General features: G+C 65.7%; 24 protein-coding genes and 1 riboswitch. Of the genes, 14 read left to right on the top strand and 10 right to left on the bottom strand.

Features of this window, described 5'->3' with window-relative positions:
- Positions 1-2 precede the first annotated feature (2 nt).
- Positions 3-1,199 carry a DUF6708 domain-containing protein gene (locus AC25MA_RS05790; RefSeq protein ID WP_486971862.1) on the top strand — a complete coding sequence of 399 codons (1,197 nt, stop codon included), beginning with the start codon at positions 3-5 and terminating at the stop codon, positions 1,197-1,199.
- A 93-nt stretch (positions 1,200-1,292) separates the two neighbouring features.
- Here the strand turns inward: AC25MA_RS05790 and nfsB are convergent, their stop codons facing one another.
- Positions 1,293-1,946, bottom strand: coding sequence for an oxygen-insensitive NAD(P)H nitroreductase (nfsB, locus tag AC25MA_RS05785; RefSeq protein ID WP_028691787.1), 654 nt, complete (start codon positions 1,944-1,946; stop codon positions 1,293-1,295).
- 104 nt (positions 1,947-2,050) lie between these two features.
- Here nfsB and AC25MA_RS05780 point away from each other — a divergent pair, with 104 nt between their 5' ends.
- Positions 2,051-2,971 carry a LysR family transcriptional regulator gene (locus AC25MA_RS05780; protein WP_088852897.1) on the top strand — a complete coding sequence of 307 codons (921 nt, stop codon included), beginning with the start codon at positions 2,051-2,053 and terminating at the stop codon, positions 2,969-2,971.
- 34 nt (positions 2,972-3,005) lie between these two features.
- Positions 3,006-3,620 carry a LysE family translocator gene (locus AC25MA_RS05775; protein ID WP_028691788.1) on the top strand — a complete coding sequence of 205 codons (615 nt, stop codon included), beginning with the start codon at positions 3,006-3,008 and terminating at the stop codon, positions 3,618-3,620.
- Positions 3,621-3,638: 18 nt separating this feature from the next.
- Here the strand turns inward: AC25MA_RS05775 and AC25MA_RS05770 are convergent, their stop codons facing one another.
- Positions 3,639-4,526 (bottom strand): EamA family transporter, encoded by an 888-nt coding sequence (locus tag AC25MA_RS05770; RefSeq protein WP_069017238.1) that lies wholly within the window; start codon positions 4,524-4,526, stop codon positions 3,639-3,641.
- Positions 4,527-4,787: 261 nt separating this feature from the next.
- Here AC25MA_RS05770 and AC25MA_RS05765 point away from each other — a divergent pair, with 261 nt between their 5' ends.
- Complete coding sequence (locus tag AC25MA_RS05765) at positions 4,788-6,185, top strand: purine-cytosine permease family protein (RefSeq protein ID WP_486971861.1); 1,398 nt, start codon at positions 4,788-4,790, stop codon at positions 6,183-6,185.
- A gap of 102 nt (positions 6,186-6,287) precedes the next feature.
- Positions 6,288-7,595 (top strand): phosphate ABC transporter substrate-binding/OmpA family protein, encoded by a 1,308-nt coding sequence (locus AC25MA_RS05760; protein WP_486971860.1) that lies wholly within the window; start codon positions 6,288-6,290, stop codon positions 7,593-7,595.
- A 5-nt stretch (positions 7,596-7,600) separates the two neighbouring features.
- Here AC25MA_RS05760 and AC25MA_RS05755 read toward each other — a convergent pair whose 3' ends face one another.
- Positions 7,601-8,935: an ATP-binding protein gene (locus tag AC25MA_RS05755; protein ID WP_182324694.1), complete on the bottom strand. Its 1,335-nt coding sequence runs from the start codon at positions 8,933-8,935 to the stop codon at positions 7,601-7,603.
- Positions 8,932-9,645: a response regulator gene (locus AC25MA_RS05750; protein WP_486971859.1), complete on the bottom strand. Its 714-nt coding sequence runs from the start codon at positions 9,643-9,645 to the stop codon at positions 8,932-8,934. The genes AC25MA_RS05755 and AC25MA_RS05750 overlap by 4 nt, the downstream gene beginning before the upstream one ends.
- Before the next feature lie 152 nt (positions 9,646-9,797).
- On the opposite strand from AC25MA_RS05750, the gene AC25MA_RS05745 reads away from it, so the two are divergent.
- Both AC25MA_RS05745 and AC25MA_RS05740 read left to right on the top strand, forming a co-directional pair.
- Positions 9,798-10,136, top strand: a complete 339-nt coding sequence (locus AC25MA_RS05745; protein WP_028691794.1) for a hypothetical protein — start codon at positions 9,798-9,800, stop codon at positions 10,134-10,136.
- The gene (locus AC25MA_RS05740) at positions 10,133-10,792 is read left to right on the top strand and encodes a DUF3313 domain-containing protein (protein ID WP_062359752.1); all 660 of its coding nucleotides are present in this window, start codon (positions 10,133-10,135) and stop codon (positions 10,790-10,792) included. The genes AC25MA_RS05745 and AC25MA_RS05740 overlap by 4 nt, the downstream gene beginning before the upstream one ends.
- A 38-nt stretch (positions 10,793-10,830) precedes the next feature.
- On the opposite strand, the gene AC25MA_RS05735 is transcribed toward AC25MA_RS05740, so the two are convergent.
- Positions 10,831-11,883, bottom strand: a complete 1,053-nt coding sequence (locus AC25MA_RS05735; protein ID WP_486971858.1) for an NAD(P)-dependent alcohol dehydrogenase — start codon at positions 11,881-11,883, stop codon at positions 10,831-10,833.
- A 178-nt stretch (positions 11,884-12,061) separates the two neighbouring features.
- Here AC25MA_RS05735 and AC25MA_RS05730 point away from each other — a divergent pair, with 178 nt between their 5' ends.
- Positions 12,062-12,967, top strand: a complete 906-nt coding sequence (locus AC25MA_RS05730; RefSeq protein WP_486971916.1) for an AraC family transcriptional regulator — start codon at positions 12,062-12,064, stop codon at positions 12,965-12,967.
- A gap of 37 nt (positions 12,968-13,004) precedes the next feature.
- Here AC25MA_RS05730 and AC25MA_RS05725 read toward each other — a convergent pair whose 3' ends face one another.
- The gene (locus tag AC25MA_RS05725; protein ID WP_486971857.1) at positions 13,005-13,601 is read right to left on the bottom strand and encodes a TetR/AcrR family transcriptional regulator; all 597 of its coding nucleotides are present in this window, start codon (positions 13,599-13,601) and stop codon (positions 13,005-13,007) included.
- A 93-nt stretch (positions 13,602-13,694) separates the two neighbouring features.
- Here AC25MA_RS05725 and AC25MA_RS05720 point away from each other — a divergent pair, with 93 nt between their 5' ends.
- Positions 13,695-14,294: an NAD(P)H-dependent oxidoreductase gene (locus AC25MA_RS05720; RefSeq protein ID WP_062359747.1), complete on the top strand. Its 600-nt coding sequence runs from the start codon at positions 13,695-13,697 to the stop codon at positions 14,292-14,294.
- A gap of 105 nt (positions 14,295-14,399) precedes the next feature.
- Here the strand turns inward: AC25MA_RS05720 and thpR are convergent, their stop codons facing one another.
- A complete protein-coding gene (gene thpR, locus AC25MA_RS05715; protein WP_182324700.1) occupies positions 14,400-14,945 on the bottom strand; it encodes an RNA 2',3'-cyclic phosphodiesterase in 546 nt (181 codons plus the stop codon).
- Positions 14,946-15,160: 215 nt separating this feature from the next.
- On the opposite strand from thpR, the gene lpxO reads away from it, so the two are divergent.
- The 3 genes from lpxO to AC25MA_RS05700 all read left to right on the top strand — a co-directional run bounded on the left by lpxO (position 15,161) and on the right by AC25MA_RS05700 (position 17,213).
- A complete protein-coding gene (gene lpxO, locus AC25MA_RS05710; RefSeq protein ID WP_028691801.1) occupies positions 15,161-16,060 on the top strand; it encodes a lipid A hydroxylase LpxO in 900 nt (299 codons plus the stop codon).
- A gap of 159 nt (positions 16,061-16,219) precedes the next feature.
- Entirely contained in the window at positions 16,220-16,564 is a 345-nt protein-coding gene (locus AC25MA_RS05705) for a carboxymuconolactone decarboxylase family protein (protein WP_062359743.1), read from the top strand.
- A gap of 79 nt (positions 16,565-16,643) precedes the next feature.
- Positions 16,644-17,213: a GNAT family N-acetyltransferase gene (locus AC25MA_RS05700; protein WP_028691803.1), complete on the top strand. Its 570-nt coding sequence runs from the start codon at positions 16,644-16,646 to the stop codon at positions 17,211-17,213.
- Positions 17,214-17,272: 59 nt separating this feature from the next.
- On the opposite strand, the gene AC25MA_RS05695 is transcribed toward AC25MA_RS05700, so the two are convergent.
- The gene (locus AC25MA_RS05695; protein WP_028691804.1) at positions 17,273-18,019 is read right to left on the bottom strand and encodes an outer membrane beta-barrel protein; all 747 of its coding nucleotides are present in this window, start codon (positions 18,017-18,019) and stop codon (positions 17,273-17,275) included.
- A gap of 160 nt (positions 18,020-18,179) precedes the next feature.
- A riboswitch (cobalamin riboswitch) is annotated at positions 18,180-18,384 on the top strand.
- Between the two features lie 107 nt (positions 18,385-18,491).
- On the opposite strand from AC25MA_RS05695, the gene AC25MA_RS05690 reads away from it, so the two are divergent.
- The gene (locus tag AC25MA_RS05690) at positions 18,492-20,618 is read left to right on the top strand and encodes a TonB-dependent receptor (RefSeq protein WP_486971856.1); all 2,127 of its coding nucleotides are present in this window, start codon (positions 18,492-18,494) and stop codon (positions 20,616-20,618) included.
- 90 nt (positions 20,619-20,708) lie between these two features.
- A complete protein-coding gene (locus AC25MA_RS05685) occupies positions 20,709-21,812 on the top strand; it encodes a GlxA family transcriptional regulator (RefSeq protein WP_486971855.1) in 1,104 nt (367 codons plus the stop codon).
- On the opposite strand, the gene AC25MA_RS05680 is transcribed toward AC25MA_RS05685, so the two are convergent.
- Together AC25MA_RS05680 and AC25MA_RS05675 are read right to left on the bottom strand one after the other, a co-directional pair.
- Positions 21,730-22,530 (bottom strand): HvfC family RiPP maturation protein, encoded by an 801-nt coding sequence (locus tag AC25MA_RS05680; protein WP_486971854.1) that lies wholly within the window; start codon positions 22,528-22,530, stop codon positions 21,730-21,732. The two genes, AC25MA_RS05685 and AC25MA_RS05680, sit on opposite strands and share 83 nt — an antisense overlap.
- Complete coding sequence (locus tag AC25MA_RS05675) at positions 22,523-23,356, bottom strand: HvfB family MNIO-type RiPP peptide maturase (RefSeq protein ID WP_486971853.1); 834 nt, start codon at positions 23,354-23,356, stop codon at positions 22,523-22,525. Before AC25MA_RS05675 ends, AC25MA_RS05680 begins: the two co-directional genes overlap by 8 nt.
- Between the last annotated feature and the right edge of the window lie 18 nt (positions 23,357-23,374).

Genomic DNA, 23,374 nt, shown 5'->3' with positions numbered 1-23,374 from the left:
TAATGTATTTTATTGAGTGGTTCTCATGGCTGGCAGCCATACACCCTAAAGAGAAACGCGAAGCCTTTAAAAAACAGAACAAAACAATCAAAAATAGAGGGGTTTACGAAAGCGAAGACGAAGAATACGTTGCAGCTGCAAAAAAATCAGTATGCGAAACCCCAAAGAGCCGTGGCCCAGTCTACGTGTACAACGAGCATGTGCTCGAAATGCGCTGCGGCATGTGGGAGGACAAACGTGGCTTGATCACCATCCTTTCCCTTGCAATCATAGCGGTAATCACATTCGAGTTATATTTCACCACTGATTCCATTAAGGAATTAATCGCATTAGCCTACAATTATCAAGGTGAACCGTATGGAGAACTCCTAATCACCACAATTTTCTTTCTCTGCTTGGATCCATGGCTTTTATGGATTTACCTAAAGTATGGTTTCCGTTTCACACGCTTTGAGATGTTTACATCACGCCACCTGTTGATACGCTTCAACCGCACCACCCAACAAGTCTACCTCCACCGCCCGCCATACTGCGGAGGGATCGTCACGCTCCCGTGGAACGGCGTATCGTCCAGCGGCTCTGATAAAAAGTATGCACCACCAGGTGGCATGGGCATGCCGCTGGAACTCACATGGTCGCCCGTTTTTACTGGCACACTGCGTCCCGAACTGATCTGGGTCGGCAAATCCGCCAATAATTTCGCGGAGCTTCAAGCCGAATGGGAGTTTATCCGCCGCTTCATGGATGACGGATCGGAGGGGCTACCGCGCCCCCACATCACCTCGCACTTCCCTTGGCCCTGGCAAGCCTTCACGCCTCAGTTCGAAGGCCTGACCCACTACTTCCGCAGTTCACCACGCGTCATCAAGTGCGGTCTGCTGCTGCTCTCTCCTGCCTTCCTGATCATCGGAACAGGCCACTGGGTGAGCCTCCTGCTGTGCTGGAAGCCTCGATGGCCCAAGATTATCCGTGAAGCCGGCCTGCCGGGAAAACCCGTCCCGGCACTAACCACAGTTGACGATTACCCCCCCCATATCCAGGAAAGGCTGCGGGAAAATGCCTACCTCTGGGCCATACGCCCTGGCAAACGGCCGGAGAGGAAAACCCGTGCCTCTAAACGTCAGCCCAAGAGCCCAATTCAAACTCCCGATATCGAGAAGGATACGCCCCATGGGGTCGACAGTATCGGTCAGCCGTAGAGCCAGACTGATCTCGTTCGGCATGGAGGGCGTGGCAGCCAGGACACGGCTATTCACCTGATAGTTGCAAGGTACAGCCCTACCTACCATCAATCACAGAAAAGTAAACACCTCCGCCGCCGCCAACCGCGACTTGCTCAGCCCGGCATTGAAATCCTCCTCGCTGCGATAGCCCAGGCTCAGCAGCACCACGCTGGTGAAGCCCTGCTCGCGCAGACCCAGTTCGGCGTCCAGGGCCTTGGCGTCGAAGCCTTCTATCGGCGTGGCGTCCAGGCCGTGGGCGGCGGCGCCCAGCAGTGCGGTGCCCAGGGCCAGGTAGACCTGCTTCTCCATCCAGTGCTGCAGGTCCTTGAAATCATAGCGGTGCAGGTCGACGTAGCCGCGACGGGTCTGGTCCTGGCCATCACGGGCCTGCTCGGTGCGGAAGCGCCCGTCGGCGGCCTCCTGCGCCAGCACCGCCTGCAGGTGGCCTTCGGTCATGTTGGTGCGGGCGGCGAACACGATCACATGGGAGGCATCGCGCAGCTTCGGGCTGTTGTAGGCGAAACGCTCGTCGGTGGCCTTGGCCAGGCGCGCCTTGCCTTCGGCGCTGTCGGCCACGACGAAGTGCCAAGGCTGCGAGTTGACCGAGGACGGGCTGTGGCGCAGCTGCTCGAGCAAGGCATCGATGGTGGCCTGGGGAATCTTGCGGCTGGCGTCGTAGGCTTTGGTGGTGTAACGGCGTTTGGCGAGGGCAACGGTATCCATCTACGGCAATTCCTAAAAGGGATCGTGAATGAGCCGCATCTTATCTTCCCGGCGGTAAAGAAAAACCAGCACAATGCAGCAACACTTTCATCCCTGGAGTGAAAATGCTGCGCATCAACGACCTCGAACTGTTCGCCCGTGCCAGCGCCCTGGGCAGCTTCACCGCCGCGGCCCACGAGGCCGACCTGCTTCCCGGCCAGGTGGCGGCGGCGATCAAGCGCCTGGAACGCGAACTGGATGTGCGCCTGTTCGCCCGCACCACTCGCAGCCTGCGCCTGACCGCCGAGGGCGAGCTGTACCTGCCCACCGCCCAGCGCGTGCTCGACGCCCTGCGCCAGGGTCGCGAGGACCTGCACGGCAGCCACAGCTGCCTGCGCGGCGTGCTGCAGGTGGCGGCGCCCTCGGACATGGGGCGCAACCTGTTGCGGCCCTGGCTCAGCGCGTTTCGCCGCGAGCATCCGGGGCTCGGCCTGCGCTTGTTCCTTTCCGACCAGCTGGCCGACCTCTACCGCGATCCAGTGGATGTCGCCATCCGCTACGGCCAGAACGAGGACGCCAACTACATCGCCCTGCCGCTGGCGCCGTGGAACCGTCGGGTGCTGGTGGCCTCGCCCGACTACCTGGCCCGCCATGGCCGGCCGGGCAGCCCTGACGAGCTGCAGCAGCACGACTGCCTGCTGTACCTGCAGCAAAGCCGGGTCTACGACAAATGGCGGCTCGGCAACCGCACCGTGCAGGTGCGCGGGCCGCTGTTCAGCGACGACGCCGATGTGGTCCGGCGCTGGGCGCTGGAAGGCGAAGGCATCGTCTACAAGTCGTGGCTGGATGTCAGCGCCAATGTCGCCGCCGGCGAGCTGGAGGTCCTGCTGCCCGAACACCCCGGCGAGCTGACCCCGGTGACCCTGGTGTGCCCGCACCGCAAGCAGCTCACCCCGGCGGTGGCCCAGTTGCACCAATGGCTGCGCGAGCGCTTCGCCACGCTGCGCCCGGACGGCATGTTGCAGCCGCTGTCACCGGGCGTATAGTGCATCCACCCCCGACTGCAAGGAGCTGTCATTCATGCCGAGCCTGGAATTTCTCGTTACCGCGCTGATCATCGTGCTGATTCCCGGCAGCGGGGTCATTCTCACCGTTTCCAGCGCCTTGGTGGCCGGGCGCCGCGCCTGCCTGTGGACCGCCACCGGCTGCACCCTGGGTATCGTCCCGCACCTGCTGGCCTCGGTGCTCGGCCTCTCGGCCTTGCTGCACACCAGCGCCCTGGCCTTCCAGGGCTTGAAGTTCGCCGGCGTCGCCTACCTGCTGTACCTGGCCTATGCCACCTGGCGCGATCGCGCGGCCTTCGCCGTGGACACCCAGGCCACTCCAACCGCCGCCGGCCAGCTGGTGCTCAAGGCCTGCCTGCTGAACATCCTCAATCCCAAGCTGACGCTGTTCTTCCTCGCCTTCCTGCCGCAGTTCATCAGCCCCCAGGCCGGTTCCGCGACCGTGCAGATGCTCGGCCTGAGCGCGGTGTTCATGGCCATGACCTTCGTCGTCTTCGTGATCTACGGCCTGCTCGCCCATCTGTTCCGCCGCGCCGTGATCGACTCGCCCCAGGTACAGGCCTGGCTGCGCCGCAGCTTCGCCGCCTCGTTCGCCGGGCTTGGCATCAACCTGGCGTTCGCTCAACGCTGACAGCTGTACAGCAGCGTTTCAGCGCACGGTGGCCGCGCGCAGACGTACCCCAAGCCGCGGCCCGAACACATTGATCAGCAGCCCGAGCATCACCAGCAGCGCCCCCCAGCCCTGGGCCTCGCTCAGGCGCTCGCCCAGCAACAGGGCCGAGGAGCTCAGGCCGACCACCGGTACCAGCAGCGAGAATGGCGCCACCTTGCCCGCCGGGTGGCGCGACAACAGAGTGCTCCACAGGCTGTAGCCGACCATGGTGGCGACGAAGGCCAGGTAGGCCAGGGCCAGCACCGAGCTTAAGCCGATGTTGGCCAGGGCATGGCCGATGCGCTCGGGGCCTTCCAGCCACCAGGACAGTGCCAGGAACGGCAGCGGCGGAATCAACCCGCCCCAGATCACCAGGGCGACCAGGTCGACCTTGCCGAAGCGCCGGGTGATGATGTTGCCCATGCCCCACATGGCGCCGCCGCACAGGGTCAGCAGCAGTGCGAGTAACGGCACGTGGCCACTGTCCTCGCTGCCGATCACCGCCAGGCCGCCGGCGGCCACCAGCAGGCCCAGCACGCTGGCCAGGCGCAGCCGCTCGCCGAGGAACAGCGCGGCAAAGCCCAGGGTGAAGAACGCCTGGGACTGCAGCACCAGCGAGGCCAGCCCCGGCGGCATGCCACTGGCCATGGCCTGGAACAGGAAGGCGAACTGGCCCAGGGAGATGGTCGCGCCGTAGGCGATCAGCCAACGCCAGGGCAAGTTCGGACGCTTGATCAGGAACACCGCCGGAAAGGCCACCAGCAGAAAGCGCAATGCCCCGAGCAGCATCGGCGGCAGGCCGTCGAGGCCCACCTTGATGACCACGAAATTGACGCCCCAGGCGATGATCACCACCAGGGCGATCAGCAGGTCCTTGAGTGGCATGGCACGCATTCCTTCTTCAGGCTTGTTATAGACATATTTGGTTACAGCATAAGGGCATCGCGCTGCCTCGGACCAGCACAGTTGCGCGCCAGCCTTGCGCAACAGTCGGCTGTGATGGCCTCGCGACACCGACAAAAACCTGCGCAAGCTTCACTTGACCAGACTTGTATATACATGCTCATATCGAGCTTCGGCCATCCGCCCTGCGTCCCGCCGATAGCCGCCGCCTTTCACAAAAACAACGAAGCGGAGCCCTCCCCGATGTCCAGCAAACCCGTGATCGAGCGCCGCTCGATCGACTACATCCCCGAGTCTGAACGCCATGGACGCGTCTACAGCCAATTCACCCTGTGGCTGGGAGCCAACCTGCAGATTACCGCGATCGTCACCGGCGCCTTGCCCGTGGTGCTGGGCGGCGATGTGTTCTGGTCGTTGATCGGCCTGCTGCTCGGGCAACTGGTCGGTGGCGCGGTGATGGCCCTGCACGCCGCCCAGGGCCCGCGCCTGGGGCTACCGCAGATGATCTCCAGCCGCGTACAGTTCGGCGTGTACGGCGCGGCCATCCCCATGGCCCTGGTGTGCCTGATGTACCTGGGCTTCACCGCCACCGGCACGGTGCTGTCCGGCCAGGCCATCGGCCAGTTGCTGAGCATCAGCGACAGCGCCGGTATTCTCATCTTCGCCGGGGTGATCGTGCTGGCGACCCTGGCCGGCTACCGGGTGATCCACTGGATCGGGCGCGTGGCCAGCGTGCTGGGGATCATCGCCTTCGTCTACCTGTTCAGCCGCATCTTGATGCTCGCCGACATCGGCCAGTTGCTCGACAACCGCCACTTCAGCTGGGCCAGCTTCCTGCTGGCGGTGTCGCTGGCGGCGTCCTGGCAGATCGCCTTCGGCCCGTACGTGGCCGACTACTCGCGCTACCTGCCCAGCCATACCTCGCCGCTCAAGACCTTCCTCGCCGCCGGCCTGGGCTCGGTGATCGGCGCCCAGGCCTCGATGATCCTCGGCGTGTTCGCCGCGGCCATCGCCGGTGGCCAGTTCTCCGGGCGCGAAGTGGCCTACATCGTCGGCCTGGGCGGCGCCGGCACCACGGCGGCGCTGCTGTACTTCAGCATTGCCTTTGGCAAGGTGACCATCTCCACCCTCAACAGCTACGGCAGCTTCATGTGCATCGCCACGATCATCAGCGGTTTCCGGGGTCACCTGCAGATCAGTCGGGTCCAGCGCCTAGTGTTCGTGCTTGGTATCGTCGGCGCTGCGACCCTGGTCGCCCTGCTCGGCCAGCATTCGTTCCTCACTGCGTTCAAGTCGTTCATCCTGTTCCTGCTGACCTTCTTCGTGCCATGGAGCGCGGTGAACCTGGTGGACTACTACTTCATCACCAAGGAACGCTACGACATCCCGGCACTGGCCGACCCTGACGGCCGCTACGGGCGCTGGAACTGGCCGGGCATCGGCGTGTACACCTTCGGCGTGCTGGTGCAGATGCCGTTCATCGATACCAAGCTGTACACCGGGCCCATGGTCGCGCACCTGGGTGGCGTGGATGTGTCGTGGCTGATCGGCCTGGTGGTGCCGAGCGTGCTGTATTACTGCGTGGCCCGCCGCCGGGCGGCCGAGGCGCCGGCCGGGATCATCGTGCCTGAGGCGCGCTGAGCCGGGTTGCAAAAAGCTGGCAGCGCCCGCCGGGGCGCTGTCATTTTTTGGTCAAGCAACTGTCGTAATCTGCAGTGCAACTCTGTGCCACAGGTCTCCGGCATGCCCCGCCTGCTACTCCTTCTGCTATGCCTGCTCCCGGGCCTGGCTAGCGCCGGGCCCGCGCAACTGCGTATCCAGGGCTCCAACACCATCGGCGCGGCCCTTGGCCCGGCCTTGGTGCAGGGGCTGCTACAGGCGCAGGGCGCAAGTGCCATCGCGCGTTGGCCCGGTGCCACGGCCAACGAAACCGAGATCCACGCCGTTGATGCGAACGGCCAGCCCGTGCGCATAGAAATCGCCGCCCACGGCACCAGCACCGGATTTGCCGCGCTGGCCCGGGGTGAGGCTGACTTGGCCGCGGCCTCGCGACCGATCAGCGACAGCGAGGCGCAACAGTTACAGGCCTTGGGCAACCTGCGCGGCGCCGGCTCGGAACAGGTGATCGGCCTGGATGGCGTGGCGGTGATCGTTCACTCGGACAACCCGCTTAGCCAACTGACCACCGAGCAACTGGCCCAGGTGTTCTCCGGCCAGTTGCAGCGCTGGGAGCAACTGGGCGTGCCTGGCGGAGCGATCCACCTGTATGCCCGCGATGACCGCTCCGGCACCTTCGAAACGTTCAAGGCCTTGGTACTCGCGCCTCAGAAAGCGACACTGGCCAGCGAGGCACGGCGCTTCGAGTCCGCCGACGAACTGGCGGCCCAAGTCACGGCCGACCGCCAGGCCATCGGCTTCAGCGGCCTGGCCACGGTCCACAGGGCCAAGGCGCTGGCAGTGGCCGAAGGCGACGCACCGGCATTGGCGCCCAGCCGTGCCTTGGTGGCCAGCGAGGACTACCCATTGTCGCGTCGACTGTTCTTCTACCTCCCCGCTCACTCCGCGCCGCAAGCCAGGGCACTCGCCGAGTTCGCCCAGAGCCCCGCCGGCCAGGCCATCGTCGCCGAGCAGGGCTTCGTTTCCCAGCAGATCAAGCCACAGCAGGTCGCGGCCCAGACCGACATGCCGCCGCGTTACCGGGCGTTGGCCGGCGAGGCGCAGCGCCTGAGCGTGAACTTCCGCTTCCAGGAGGGCAGCGCCGGCCTGGACAACAAGGCCTTGCGCGATGTGCAGCGGGTCGGCGATTACCTGCGCCAGGCCGGCAAGTTGCAGGGCAAGGTGGTGCTGGTGGGTTTCGGCGACCCCAAGGAGACGCCGGGCCGCGCCGCGCTGCTGTCACGCCTGCGGGCCATGGCGGTACGCCGGGAGCTGGCCCGGACCGGAGTGCAGGTCAGGGACGTGGCGGGCATGGGCGACGAACTGCCGGTGGCCGGCAATGACCTGGAACAGGGACGATTGCGCAACCGCCGGGTCGAGGTCTGGGTGTACTGACCCGCTCAGCCGCCATCGGGCAGTTCGACCCGCGCCACCAGCCCACCGCCAACGCGATTGCGCAGGGTCAGTTCGCCGCCCTGCTCGCGCACGCTGGCACGGGCGGCCGAAAGGCCGAGGCCGACGCCGCCGGTGTCTCGGTTGCGCGAGCCCTCCAGCCGGTAGAACGGCTCGAACACCTGCTGCAGGGCCTCGTCGGGAATACCTGGGCCACTGTCGCGAACCTCGATGACGATCAGGTGAGCGGCGCGACGCAGCGTTATCTGCGGATCGCGGGCATACTTCATGGCGTTTTCCACCAGGTTGACGATCACCCGCTTGGTCGCCAATGGGCGGCCGTCATGCACCAGGTGTGCCGGGCCCTTGAAGGCGATGTCCAGATGCTGGTCACGGTAGTCGTCGACCAGGGTCTGCAACAGCTCCGACAGGTCGTACGCCGTGCGCTGCTCCAACTGCGTGCCCTCGCGGAAGAACGCCAGGGCCTCGTTGATCATCGTCTGCATCTCGTCGACATCGCGGACCAGCTTGCGCTGGTGGTCCAGATCCTCCATGAACTCGCTGCGCAGGCGCATGCGCGTCAACGGAGCGCGCAGGTCATGGGAGATGGCCGCGAGCATATGGGTGCGCTCACGGATGAAGTGCTGGATCTGCGCCTGCATGGTGTTGAAGGCGATGATCGCCTGGCGGATCTCCTCGGGGCCCTCGATAGCGATAGGCGGTGCCTGCAGGTCGCCGCCAAAGCGCCGCGCCGCACTGGCGAAGCGTTGCAGCGGCGCGGCCAACTGGCGAGTGGCAAGCCAGGCCACCAGCAGGGTCGCCACCAGGCCCAGGCCGATGACCACCGCCAGACGCGCCGTCGCGCTCATGCCCCAACTGCGCTCCGGCGGCACGAACAGCAGCCAGCTGTCATCATCCAGCCCGACCAGCGCCACGTAGTGTGCATCGGCACTGCCATCAGGCCAGTCGCCCGGGTTGTACACCGCGATCGGGCGTGACGGTCCCAACAGTTGCGCCATCGCCGGCACCTGTCCGGAATTGAGCGGCACGCCCGGACCAGGCAAACCGAAGTCTGCGCGCCGGGTGCTCCACCTTACCCGCAACGTCGGCGTACTCGCCGCCGCGGCCAGTTGCCCACGCAGCGCTGGCGGCGCGGTCTCGATCATATGGGTAGTCACGGCGATCTGATCGAGCAGGCCGGTACGGTCGATGGGCGGGCGTGCCCAGCTGCCGGCTAGCTGGACGAACAGGGCATTGAACGCCAACGACGCGAGCAACGCGGTGAAGATGGTCAGGGCGATGCGCTTGCGCAAAGTATCGCGGCCCAGCAGGCGACGGATCACGAACGGCTCACCGTGGCGCTGAACAGGTAGCCGCCATTGCGCACCGTGCGGATCAGGTCCGGGCGCTTGCTGTCAGGCTCGATCTTGCGCCGCAGCCGGCTGACCTGCACATCGATACTGCGGTCGAAAGCATCATGGCCGTGACCACGGGTCAGGTCGATCAAGTGCTCGCGGGTGAGAATACGCTGCGGGTGTTCGAGAAACACCACCAGCAGGTCGAACTCGGCGCCGGACAGCGGCACCATCACCTGCTCGGGCGAGCGCAACTCGCGGCAGGTGATGTCCAGGCGCCAGCCGGCAAAGCCGATCACCGGCCGCGCCGTCTCGCCGCGCGGCAGTTGCTCGCCGACACGGCGTTGCACGGCACGCAGGCGGGCCAGCAGTTCGCGGGGGTCGAAGGGTTTGGTCAGGTAGTCGTCGGCGCCCAGTTCCAGGCCGATGATGCGGTCGCTCAGCTCGGCCATGGCAGTGAGCATGATGACCGGCACCCCAAGCTGCGCGCGCAGTTTCTGGCACAGGTCTAGGCCCCCTTCGCCGGGCAGCATCAGGTCGAGGATGATCGCATCCGGGCGTTGCCGCGCGATGGCCGCCCACATCGCCTGCCCCTCGGCGGCCAGGTCCACCTCGTAGCCGTGCTGGACGAAGAACTGCTTCAGCAAGGCGAGGATTTCCACGTCGTCATCGACGATCAACAGTCTGCTCACGGTCATACCGGTCCGAAAAAAGGCGTATCTAAAACCATTGCGCCACGCGGGTCATTTATTTCAATCGCGCAACATTTCGTCACACCCGACACAAAGCAGACATCACCTGGCAACGATGGCCCTTCACCCTGCCGGCCTTCCACTACCGAGGGTTCCCCATGAAGATAGTCGACAGCCGCAACAGCACCGATGGGCATGAGGGCCGCGCATCCCTGATCCTCAGTCAGCGCAACACCCAGCGCGGACAAACGGGTTCCCTGATCGTGCAGCAGGAAAGCCTGGAGCTGGCAAGCGAACAGGGCTACGTCACCCTGCGCCGGTATTTCGAACACTATGAGCCGACTTTTGGCGAATGGGTCGAGTACAGCCACACCGTTCCCGTCCGTGACCTCGTGCACTGGCTGATGGCGCGCGGGCAGTTGCGCATCCAGACATCGCAGGATGTACCCCACCTGCAAGCGGCCCACCCGGCCCGGCGCGAGGTTCGCCACCCATGAGTCGGCGTCACCTTCTGGTACTGGTGCTGACGACCAGCTTGGGACTGTCCGCGTGTGGCAGCAACAAGCCGGCCCCCACCGGTTATCTAAAGGACTACGGCCTGCTCACCCCGCACCAGGCACCTTCAGGCGGGACGGTGCTCAGCTGGGCCGACCCGAAATGGCCACGGGGCCGCTATATCGAGGTGTACCTGGCACCCAGCCAGTTCTACCCGACACCCGAGCCAAGCACGCGCATTCCCCAGACCACCCTCGCCAGCATCATCCACTACTACGACGCGGTACTGCGCAACGAACTGGGCAAGGTCATGACCGTGGTCGACAGGCCCGGCCCGAACACCCTGGTGGTCAGGCCGGCCATCACCCGCATCAGCGCCGACACCCAAGGCCTGCGGCTCTACGAGTGGCTGCCGATCACACTGGTCGCGGCCGGGGTGAGCAGCGCCGCGGGTATTCGCGACCGGGACAGCGCGATCACCAGCGAGCTGTCGTTCGAGGCCGGCACCAGCGGCAAGGTGGTGGGCGAAGCGATGCTCGCGGGTACTGGCGTGCCGCTGGCTAACGACCGACAGGTGATGACCGCCGACAACGTCAAGGCCGTACTCGATGGCTGGGCCATGGACCTGCGCCAGGGATATGCTGCGCCGCTCAGGTAGCGCAAGGCATCGAAGGGTAAGCCCGCTCCACGGCAGGATCAGGCCTTGAGCGTGGCCATGTCGATGACGAAGCGGTACTTCACGTCGCCGGCAATCATCCGCTCGTACGCCTGGTTGATGTTGCGGATGTCGAGCATTTCGATATCGCAGCTGATTCCATGCTCGGCGCAGAAGTCGAGCACCTCTTGGGTTTCGGCAATACCACCGATCAGGGAGCCGGCGAGTATCCGACGCTGCATCACCAGGTTGGCCGCATGCACCGGCGGGTCAATCGGTTCCATCAGCCCGACCAGGATATGCACGCCATCGAACTTCAGGGTTTGCAGGTAGGGGTTGAGGTCGTGCTGTACCGGTATGGTGTCGAGCAGGAAATCGAAGCGGCCCGCCGCGCTGCGCATCTGTTCGGCATCAGTGGAGACGATCACATGATCGGCGCCCTGACGACGGGCTTCCTCGGCCTTGGATGCGGAGCGGGTGAACAGGGTCACTTCCGCGCCCAGGGCCTTGGCCAGCTTGATGCCCATGTGGCCCAGGCCGCCCATGCCCAGCACGCCCACCTTGTGCCCAGGGCCTACGCCGTGATGCTTGAGGGGCGAATAGGTGGTGATGCCGGCGCAAAGAATCGGCGCCGCGCTGGCCAGGTCCATGCCCTCGGGTATGCGCAGGACGAAATGCTCGCTGACCACGATGCTGTTGGAATAGCCGCCCATCGTATTGCTGCCGTCGACCCGGTCGGGGGTGGCATAGGTCATGGTCGGGCCTTCCAGGCAATACTGCTCGACGTCCTGGCGACAGGCCTCGCAATGGCGGCAGGAGTCGACCATGCAACCGACGCCGACCAGATCGCCGACCTGGTAACGGCTGACCTGCGCGCCCACCGCGCTGACCCGACCGACGATCTCGTGGCCCGGCATCAGCGGGTACACGGCGATGCCCCATTCGTTACGGGCCTGGTGGATATCGGAGTGGCACACACCACAGTAGAGGATCTCGATGACCACATCGTCGGGCCGCGGACTGCGGCGCTGGAAGGTCATGGGAGCCAGGGGGCTGGAGGAGGATTGGGCGGCGTAACCGATGGCGGTGTACATGGGGTACCTCGTGCGAGTGAAACGATTCAGGCGGCGCATTCTGCGCGCCGCTACCAGACTCGCCCACAGCCGATTCTCCGGCATGCATGCCTGATTCTCCGGACCTTGTCGCCTACCTCTGGCATGCCCCCGCTAATCTGCGAAGATGCCAGTGTCTGATTCTCTGCCCGGGTTCACCATGCACCTGACTCGCCATGTGGATGCCAATGCCACGCTCTGCTCGCTGATCCGCGCCCTCGCCACAGGCCCGGGGTTCGTGCCCACCGCCCTGCCCCAGGTCCAGATCCTCACCTGGGACCACTATGTGGCCAGCAGCCCGCAGATCTACGAACCCAGCCTGATCATCCTCGCCCAGGGCAGCAAACTGGCGCGCCTGGGCCCACGCACCCTGGAGTACGGTGCCGGGCATTATCTGGTACAGGCGCTGTCGGTGCCGTTCATGTGCGAGACCTTCGCCACGCCACAGGCACCGCTGCTCGGCGTGGCGGTGGACATCGACCGTGCCCTGCTCGGCGAGCTGGTGCAAAGCATGGACCTGGGGCCGGATGCCGCGGTGCAGGCACAGACGCCACAATCGATGACTTCTGCAGCGCTGGACACAGCCATGCGCGACAGCGTCGAGCGCCTGCTGCAGTGCCTGCAGGACCCGCTGGATGCCAAGGTGCTGGGGCCGGCGCGGGTACGCGAAGTGCTCTATACCGCCTTGCGCGGGCCACAGGCCAGCGTGCTGCGGGCACTGGTCGAGCAGCAGGGGCATTTCGCCCGGATCGGCTCGGCCCTGGCCTACCTGCGCGAGCACTACGCCGAGCCGCTAGGGGTGGATGAGCTGGCCAGCCGGGCGAACATGAGCGTGTCGACCTTCCACGAACACTTCAAGCGCTGCACTGACCTGGCACCGATGCAGTACCTCAAGCGCCTGCGCCTGCTCAAGGCGCAGCAGATGCTGATCGGCGACGGGCTGGGCGTGGCCCAGGTGGCGCACCGGGTCGGCTACCAAAGCACCTCGCAGTTCAGCCGCGAGTACAAGCGCCAGTTCGCCCGCAGTCCGGGGGAAGAACAGCCATACCAGAGCCTGCCGGCCTGACTGGAGCCCGGCAATCTTGAACTGGAGCTCCCCCAAATTACTGCCGCAGAACCATCGCCACGATAGTCGCCTGCAGTTCGCGCTTGGCCGCTTCAGCCGTCAGCTCTCCGGCCGCCGCCGCCAGGGACAGCGCATCCGCCGCTCCCACCAGCACCCACAACCCGGCCACGCCGATATCGCCACCCGGCGCGAATGGCATTAGCGCCTCGCGGCACTTGTCCATGAACGGCCCGTCATAGCCGCGCTTTAACGCCTTTAGCTCTGGCGAGCCGGCCAGCGCGGCGCTGACCCCGGGGATCTCCCGGCCCTGGGTGGCAACGCAGTCCACATAGGCCTCGGCAATCACCCAGGCCCGCTCCGGCAGGCCGGCCGGGCAGCCGGCCAGGGCCTTGTCGAGCATGGCCGTCTGGCGGGCGTCGTATTCCTGGTACAGCGCCAGCAACAAGCCGTTGCGGGTCTCGAAATGGTCGTACACCACCGGCTTGGTCACCCCGGCTTGCTCGGCCAGGCGCCCCAGGCTCAGGGCATCGGTGCCCTCCTCGCGTACCAACCGCCAGGCCACGTCCAGCAATTGACGCCGACGCTCCTCGCGGGACAGGCGTTTGCGCGGCGCGGACTTTTCCTCGCTTGACATCGATTACCTACCAAAAGTAACTTACTAAACGTAACTTACCTCGAGTATATAACGCTCCCGGTGTCCCTGCATCCTGATTCTGGAGATTCCACCATGCATGCCTTGATTGTCATCGGTCACCACGATCCCGACTCCCTCACCCACGCCCTCGCCCAGCAAGTGGCCGAGGGCCTGCACGCCGCCGGCCATACCAGCGAGTTCGCCGACCTGGCCCGTGAAGGTTTCGACCCACGCTTCGGCCTGGCCGACCACGCCGTGCATCGGCGCCTGGGCAAGCCTCCCGCCGATGTGCTGGCAGAACAAGCCCGCATTGAACGTGCCGACACCGTGGTCATGGTCTTCCCCATCTACTGGTGGTCGCTGCCGGCCCTGCTCAAGGGCTGGGTCGAGCGGGTGTTCAGCAACGGCTGGGCCTTCGACCAGGCCGCCGACGGCGCCACTACCAAGCTGCTGCACGGTATGACCGCGCACCTGGTCGGCGTGGCCGGCGCCGATGCCGGCACCTTCGAGCGCCATGGCTATGGCGAGGCCATGCGCGTGCAGATCGAGCACGGCATTTTCGACTACTGCGGTGCCCGGGTCATTAGTTCGACCCTGTTCACCGACAGTGAAGGCGCAGCCCCCGCTAGCCTTCTGCCGCAAGCCCGCCAACTGGGATCGACCCTGTTCGAAGGCCAGGAAGCTGCGGCCTGATATGCCACCGGGCAGGCTTCAACCAGCTCAACGGCAGCAACAACCACGGCGAGCCGCGCACCGTGATGTTCTCGGTCAAGTACACGCCTGAGTTGTGATCGCCGCTCACGCGCTCAACGGCCATTGCGCCAAGGGCCAGTAACGGCCCTTGCGCGATTCGTAGAGCGTGAAGTGCCGCGCGGCAAGGAAGAATTCCGGCGCCGTGCCGGCCTCCGGCGGCTGGCCGCGAAAGTCCCTGGCCAGGGTCAGGTGCGGGCGGTACTCACGGTTTGCCGCCTCCACGCCCAGGGGCAACAGCGCCTGTTGCAGGCCATACACCAGTTGCAGCAGCGCTGCGGGTGCCTGCTGCGCCTCCAGCACCAGCGCGCTGGCCCGTGGCCAGACCTGCAGACGGTCGAGCAGCAAGCGTGGCGGTGCGACCGGCCGCCTGAGCTGATCGACCGCCGAGCAGATCGCCGGCACCTGCTCGGCGTCCACGTCACCGAGAAACAGCAAGGTGACGTGGAAATTCTCCGCTGGCACCGGTTTGCCGCTGCGCAGGTTCAGGCTTCGACGCCACTGCGCCAGGGCGCGGCATTGTTCGTCGCTGACCGGCAAGGCGAAGAACAACCGTTTGAACGGCGCGCCGCTGGGGCGCTGATCCTGGACCATTGGAGTCTCCCTGGTAACGGTTCGCGTCATCGAGTGTAGCGTTCTGCCCACGCAAAACAGCTACATAAACTGTTGAATCGTTTGCGCAACCTGTCAGCCATTGCACCTAAGTCGGCCAGACAAGACGTAACAATAAGTACAAACCCACGCCACGATTGTTTATGCTGGCGGGCTTACGCCATGGCGCATGGCCATTTTTCGACAAGTAATCGTCCATGAAAATTGCACTCGTACTGATCTTCGTCCTCTCGATCGCCTATGTTCACCTGCGCGGTCGGGTTCGTCACAAGCTGACACGCCAGCTGGGCGACCACTCCAGCTTCCTGGCCCCGGTCAACGCCTTCCTCTACCTGTTCTCCAAGCATCCGGCCAAGCCGTACCTGCCGGTCAGCGCCTTCCCCGAGTTGCAGGTGCTGCAGGACCACTGGCAGGAAATCCGCAAGGAAGGCCAGCAGCTGCTGCAGGCCGGCGAGATCAAAAAGTCCGACAATTATGACGACGTCGGTTTCAACTCGTTCTTCAAGACCGGCTGGAAGCGCTTCTACCTGAAGTGGTACGGCGAGAGCCATCCCTCGGCGATGACCCTGTGCCCACGCACCACCGAGCTGCTCGCCGGCATCGGCACGGTCAAGGCGGCGATGTTCGCCACCCTGCCGCCGGGCGCCAAGCTGGTGCGCCACCGCGACCCGTACGCCGGCTCCTACCGCTACCACCTGGGCCTGGACACGCCCAACGACGATGGCTGCTACATCGACGTGGACGGCGAGAAGTACTCCTGGCGTGACGGCGAGGGCGTGGTGTTCGACGAGACCTACATCCACTACGCGGCCAACACCACCGAGCACAACCGCATCATCCTGTTCTGCGACGTCGAGCGCCCGCTCAAGTACCGCTGGGCCGCAGCGTTCAACCGCTGGTTCAGCCGCAACGTCATGGCCGCCGCCGCCGCGCCCAACGATGCCAGCGACAAGACCGGCGGCATCAACCGCCTGTTCACCCGCATCTACAAGATCCGCGAGCGCGGCAAGGCGATGAAGAAACGCAACCGCACCCGCTATTACCTGGAGAAGTGGGCGGTGGTCGCGGCGCTGGTGCTGGTGTTCATCTATATCTGACCTGCCACTGTCTATCGGCCGCCCCACGCCCCTGTGGGAGCGGCCGTGTGTCGCGAAAGGGCCGCAAGGCCGCTTCTACCAAGATCACCTACGCCTCATCCCCCGCCAAACATCGACTAGCCTGATAGCTCCTGTTGCCAACCTGACAAGGTGAAGACGATGAGCATGATGGACTGGGACGCCTACCGTAAGCAGTTGATGGCCGGCATCGGCGATCTCAAGCAACTCTCTCCCGATACCGTGGCCGGCTACATGACCGCCAGCGGCGCCGGGGCCAAGACCAACCACCTGGACGCCAAGACCCGCGAGCTGATCTCCCTGGCCGTGGCGGTCACCACGCGCTGCGACGGCTGCATCGCCGTGCATTCGCAGCAGGCGGTCAAGCACGGCGCCACCCGCGAAGAGATTGCCGAGGCCCTGGGCGTGGCGGTGGCGATGAATGCCGGCGCCGCGCTGGTCTACTCGGCCAGGGCGCTAGACGCCGTGGGCAAGGCCGACGCCTGAGCAGGTTGCGGCGTGGGCGCCCTTGCGCGCGGGCGCCGCGACACCCAGACTTGGCGCCTCAGCCCGTGCAGGAACCACCATGATCCAGATCCGCCCCATGACCCCGGAAGACTTCGAGCGCTTCTGGCCGACCTTCCAGGCCATCGTCCAGGCCCGCCAGACCTACGCCTTCGACCCCGCCCTGGATTTCGACCAGGCGCGCCGGCTGTGGCTGGAAACCCCGCTGCGCACACTGGTGGCCGATGAAGACGGCGTGCTGCTTGGCTCCTACTTCCTCAAGGCCAATGCCGCCGGCCCCGGGGGACATGTCGGCAACTGCGGCTACATGGTCTGCGAACAGGCACGCGGCCGGGGCGTGGCCAGGCTGATGTGCGAGCACTCGCAGAAGCTGGCGCGCCAGGAGGGCTTCCTGGCCCTGCAATTCAACTCGGTGGTAGCGAGCAACGAGGTGGCCGTGGCGCTTTGGCACAAGCTCGGTTTCGAGACCGTCGGGCGACTGCCCAAGGCATACCGCCATGCCGAATTGGGCCTGGTGGACTGCCTGGTGATGTACAAGTGGCTGGCCGATGAGCCGGTCGTGGAAAAACCGGCGCTGCTGATCGGGCGCAAGAACATCGAGGCGCGGGTGTCGCGCCGACGCGGGCGATAAGAGGCAGCTGAATCCATCGCGGGCCTGCCCCGCGACGGAATCAGCGCAGGCTCAACCGATCAGAACGCCAACCCCACCTTCACCCCAAACTCGTCGCGCTTGAGCTTGGTGTTGTCGGCCACCGGCGTATCCTCGTCCAGCTTGTATTCGGTACGGGTGTAGTACGCCCCCACCTGCACCGGCATGCCGCCCTGCTGGTTCATCAGCAGCGTGACCTCCGCATACGGATTGGTGCGGTCCTTCATGTCGACGCTGTCGCTGCCGAAATCATCGACTTTGAGCCGCGCGCGGCCATCAATGGTGTGGCGCGCGCCCACCTCCACGCGCAGGGTCGACGCGTCGAACTGGTGGTTGTAGCCCAGCGCTGCCTTGGCGAACGGCGACTTGTAGGTCAGCCGTGTATCAAGATCGTTGATCTCGGGCTCGAAGCGGGTCCAGCTGTACCCGCCGCCCACCGTCAGGTCGACGAAGTTGCGCGCATCCAGTGCGGCGCGCCAGCCCAGGTCGAGGTCGGCCTGGGCTTCCTTGAGCTTGTTGTCGTTCTTCTTGCCATACTTGGCCTCGGCACCGATCTGGTAGATGAACCCGGATTCGGCGGTCATCTTGTTGCCGAACGTGGCGAACACACCGCCCTGGCCCATGTGTTCCTTGTCCGATTCGCTTCCTCCCTCGAACTTGAACTTGTCGTAGGACCCCAGCAAGCCGAGGGTGAACAGCGGGTCGGTGCTCGGTGCCGCCGTGGCAGCCAGAGGGGCACCGAGCAGGGCAAGCAGGCAGGCGTGGCGCAGCAGGTTACGGGTAAACATTCGCAAAAGTCTCCATGACGTGAATGAATGGCGAACGACCGGTTCGAGACAACGGGCTTGGCAAAAGTTCGAAAAAATTTGGCAAACCGCTCTAAACCGCCCTGTCCGTCACAGTTTCCCCACCCACTCGAACGATTGACTCACTGCCCGTTCAATGGTCAGATGCGCGCCAGTTTCAGGTGTCCTGCGCCGCCGTGCGCAGGGTGAAACGGGAAGCCGGTGCGTCGTTGTCACGACAAGTCCGGCGCTGCCCCCGCAACGGTAAGCGAGTGAATCCTTCGACAGACCACTGTGCGCACGCATGGGAAGGTGAAGGCTTCATGCCCCTCGCAAGCCCGGAGACCGGCCTGAGACGCTACTTGGCAACCCGCGGTGGGCGGGCGCAGGCCGGTATCCGCGTGCGCGCCTGCGTGCGCTTGACCGTTGCGTGTTTTCCACCGGGATCCATTTCTTCCTGCAGCAGTGGAACGACATGTCCCGAATCAACAAGCTTCACACCCTGGCGGCCTGCCTGGCCGTGTCCCTGCCGGCGCTGGCCGACGATCATGAAGTAACGCCCTTCACCCTGCCCTCCACGGCAATCACCGACACCCGCGAGCCACAGGCCATCGACCTGGCCACCCCGTCCCCGACCGGTTCGCGCCTGAACCTCAGCGCCCTGGACACCCCGGCCAGCACCAGCAGCCTGACCGAGGCGCAGATCCAGCAGCGCAACAACCTCACCGTGCAGGACGCCATGACCCGCTCGCCGGGCCTTACCTTCATCGGCACGCCGGGCGACGGCGGCACCGGCCTGTCGGCCCGCGGCTTCACCGGGCAGAGTTCGGTGATGACCCTGTTCGACGGCTCGCGCCTGTACGCCGGTGCCGGCACCCTGACCTTCCCGGTCGATCCGTGGATGGTCGAGCGCATCGACGTGATCCGCGGCCCCGCCTCGGTGCTGTACGGCGAAGGCGCTACCGGCGCGGTGGTCAACGTGGTGCCGAAGCAGCCGTTCGCTGGCGAGATCCGCAACCACCTGCGTCTGGGCTACGGCTCCTGGGACCGCCAGCAGCTGGGCCTGGACAGCGGCGGCAGCCTGAGCGAGCGCCTGAGCTACCGCGTGACCCTCAACCAGCAGGCCGGCAACGGCTGGGTCGACCGCACCGACTCGCGCAGCCTGGCCCTGAGCGCCGCCCTGCGCTTCGATGCCAGCGACGACCTGAGTTTTACCCTCGCCCACGAACGCGGCGATGCGCAACCGGCCAACTACTACGGCACCCCGCTGATCGATGGGCACCTGCGCAGCAGCGTGCGGCGCAAGAACTACAACGTCAGCAACGACGAGCAGCGCTACCACGACGAGTGGACGCGCCTGACCACCGACTGGACCCTCAGCGACCGCGTCAGTGCCAGCAACCAGCTGTACTACATCAAGAGCCGCCGCCAGTGGCGCAATGCCGAGTCCTACACCTGGGACGCCGCCAACGGCGTGATCCAGCGCGGCAGCTTCCTCGAGATTCGCCATAACCAGGAGCAGCTCGGCGATCGCCAGAGCTTCACCTTCGACCATGGCCTGTTCGGCCTGGACAGCAAAACCGTGGTCGGCGCCGAGTACAACCGCATCCGCTTCAACGTCGACAGCAACTGGCCCTACCGCGATGGCGGCAGCGACCCGCTCGACCCGTGGCATCCGGCTCCGGGCGGCTTCCATAGCCTCAGCCCAACCCGCGCACAAACGCTGTCCAAGGTCGACACCTTCGCCCTGTTCGCCGAAAACCGCACCCAGCTGACCGACCGCCTCGCACTGGTCACCGGCATTCGCCGCGACCAGAATCACATCGACCGCGACGACCTGGCCAACAACAGCCGCAGCGACCGCAGCCTGCAGGGCGGCAACTGGCGCGCCGGCCTGGTGTTCGCTGTCACCGACGACCTGTCGCTGTATGGGCAGTTTTCGACCAGCGAGGACGGCGTCGGCGACCTGCTCACCCAGCGCCCGGACAAGCGCCTGGAACTGACCGAAGCGAAGCAGGCCGAGGTAGGCCTCAAGCAACGTTTCTGGGATACCCGTGGCGAGTGGACGCTGGCGGCCTATCACATCGTCAAGAAGAAGCTGCCGGTGTACAACCCGCTCACCCACGACAGCCAGCAGGCCGGCCAGCAGACCTCCGACGGCCTGGAGGCCAGCCTGGAACTGGCGCTGGGCAACCAGTGGCAGCTCTCGGCCAATGCCGCTTTGGTGCGGGCCAAGTACGATGATTTTCTCGAGGAAGGCGACAACGGCACGGTCCACGACCGCGCCGGCAACCGTCCGCAGGACGTGCCGCGACGCACCGCCAACCTGTGGCTGAGCAAAGGTTTCGGCCAGACCGTGGATGCCGGCATCGGCCTGCGCTACGTGGATGAGCGCTGCGCCAGCGCGGCCAACGACCAGCGCGTGCCGGGCTATACCGTGGTCGATGCCAACCTGGGCTGGCAGGTGCTGCCCGACGTGCGCCTGGGCCTGCAGTTGAACAACCTGTTCGACCGCCAGTACGCCCAGTCCAGCTACAGCGGCGAGCAATGGCTGCTGGGCACGCCGCGCTCGTATTTCGCCACGGTCGACTACCGCTTCTGAGGCGGACTCCAGCGTTCGTCGCACGGTGCTTGATCAGCACCGTGCCACCTGCTCGACTAGGGCCTACGCCTTCATCACAAGCAGCGTGCCATGACCGACATCCCGCCGAGCCCCAACCCGCCCGTGCACGCCCTGGATCAGCCGCGCACCTTGCTGTTCCTCGCCTACCCGCAGATGGGCCTGCTCGACCTCACCGGCGCGCAGACGGTCTTCTGGGCCGCGACCAAGGCCCGCGCCGCCCGCGGCCTGCCAGGTTACCGCCTGGTCACCGCCAGCCTCGAGGGCGGCCTGGTGCCGACCGCCGAGGGCCTGGCGGTAGGTACCGAGCCACTGGCGCCCTGGTTGCGCGAACCCTTCGACACCCTGGTGGTGCCCGGCGCGCCGGAGATCGTCCGCACCCTCCCCGATCATGCCGAGCTGGTTGCCTGGCTGGCCCAGGCCGCCCAACGCGCCCGACGCACCGCCTCGGTGTGCAGCGGCACCTTCCTGCTGGCCGCCGCCGGGCTGCTCGACGGACGCCGGGCCGCCACCCACTGGGCGATGTGCGATGCGCTGCACCGGCGCTTCCCGGCCATCGAAGTGGACGCCGAGTCGATCTTCGTGCAACAGGACCAAGTGTGGACCTCGGCCGGGGTCAGTGCCGGCATCGACCTGGCGCTGGCCCTGGTCGAGGCCGACTGTGGCCGCGAGGTGGCCATGCAGGTGGCCCGCGAGCTGGTGGTGTTCCTCAAGCGCCCCGGCGGCCAGGCGCAGTTCAGCGAACTGCTCAAGGCCCAGGGCGAGGACAGCGCCGCCTTCGAGGCCCTGCACCTGTGGCTCAACGAGCACCTGGGCGACCCGCGCCTGACGGTCGAGCGGCTGGCCGAGCAGGCCTGCGACGAGGTTGGCAACTTTGCCGTGATGTCCTGCCAGCACGCCATCCCCCTGGGCCGCTACGCCGGCAACAACGCCGCCGCCGAGCTGATCGGCGTGGCGCCGATGATCTACAGCCAGCCCAAGTATGTTACCTGCCTCGACCTCGGTGCCTGGGGCGCGGTGTACACCGAGGGTTGGGAGCGCACCGTCTCGCCACCGACGGACACGGCCGAGGCCAAGCAGCTCAAGCAGCAGATCAACTCGGTGTGGATCTTTCCGCCGGCCGCGGATCGGGCGACGGCGCTGGCGGCGGCCGATCCACTGATTCCAGTGGCCTGACAGCCCCCCTGTTGCCTCGGCGGGTGCCAACGATGATGCCCTGCCCGCGCAACTGGCGCAGCAGCTCCAGGCCCGCCTGCTGGTGCTGCTCGCCCAACGCGCGCAGGCGCTCGCGCCCGCTGCCCGGCAGGCCCACCAACAATTGCCAGGCCAGCGGCGCCAGGCGGGCGAAACGCACCTGCAGGTCGGCGTCGCGGTACACCAGCAACAGGGTGGGTTGCGCTGGCGCCTCGCCTGGCTGGTACTCCGGGCCGATGCGTTCCACCGGCCAACGGTAGGCCAGCACCCGCGCCACGCACGACAACAGTGGCTCGCCGTCGAGCAGGTCGCCGTCCGGGTCGTGCGGCGGGTCCTCGGCGTCGCTCAGGTACAGCTGCGCCTCGATCCATTCATAGTGCGCCAGTTCCAGCTGCCAAGGGGCATCGGGCTCGATGCCCTGCAGGTAGTCGATGAACGCCTCGGCAACCTCGGTGAACAGCGGTGTCTGACTGCGGTAATGGGCGTAGAAATCGCGCACCCGCGCATGCCAGCGCTGATCGCCCAAGGTACGGCGCAGCACTGGGAAGCTGCCGGCCAGCAGTCCTTCGATGGCGCCATGGAACAGCTCGCGATAGACCTTCAGACGCCGTGCCTCGATGCCGGGCGGCGGCGGATTGGCGGCCGGGTCGCGCAGGTGGCGCGCCAAGGTGAATTGCTGGGTGCGCAGGGTCTCAGTCATGGCCGGGCACTCCGTGGGCATATTGCAGGCTGCGGATACGCGCCGTCTCGGCCAGCAGCTCGGTCAGCGGCGGGTAGTTGAAATCGCGCTCGAGCACGGTGGGCTGCGCCCCGAAACGCCGGCAGGCGTCGGCGAACAGCGCCCAGACGTCCTCCTTGACCGGCGCGCCGTGGGTGTCGACCTTCAGGTCCGGGGCCTCATCGTAATGACCGGCCACATGCATGCCCACCACCCGCTCTTGGGGTATGCCGGCGAGGAAGGCGCGGGCGTCGTAGCGATGGTTGCAGGTATTGACGAAAACGTTGTTCACGTCCAGCAGCAGGTCGCAGTCGGCCTCGTCGAGCACGGCGCGGACGAAGTCCAGCTCGGGCATCGCCTGGTACGGCGCGGCGTAGTAGCTGATGTTCTCCACCGCGATGCGCCGACCAAGCATGTCCTGGGCCTGGCGGATGCGTGCGGACACATGGTGGACGGCCTCTTCGGTGAACGGGATCGGCATCAGGTCGTAGAGGTGGCCATCGTCGCTGCAGTAGCTCAGGTGCTCGCTGTACATCCGTACCTGGTGGTGGTCGAGGAACTGTCGGGTGCGCTCGAGAAAGCCGCGATCCAGCGGCGCGGTGCCGCCCAGTGACAGCGACAGGCCGTGGCAGGCGATGGGAAAACGCTCGGCCAGGCGCGCCAGGCCCTGGCCAAAGGCGCCGCCGACGCCGATCCAGTTTTCCGGGGCGCACTCTAGGAAGTCCACCGCGCCCGCCTCCATCGTCAGCAAGTCGGGCAGCAGGCCACGGCGCAGGCCGAGGCCGGTGTGCAATTTAGGTTGGGGCATGATTGCAGGCTCTCTGGG

Source organism: Pseudomonas sp. P65(2024) (assembly GCF_057480955.1).
This window is presented reverse-complemented; position numbering and strand designations above follow the sequence as displayed.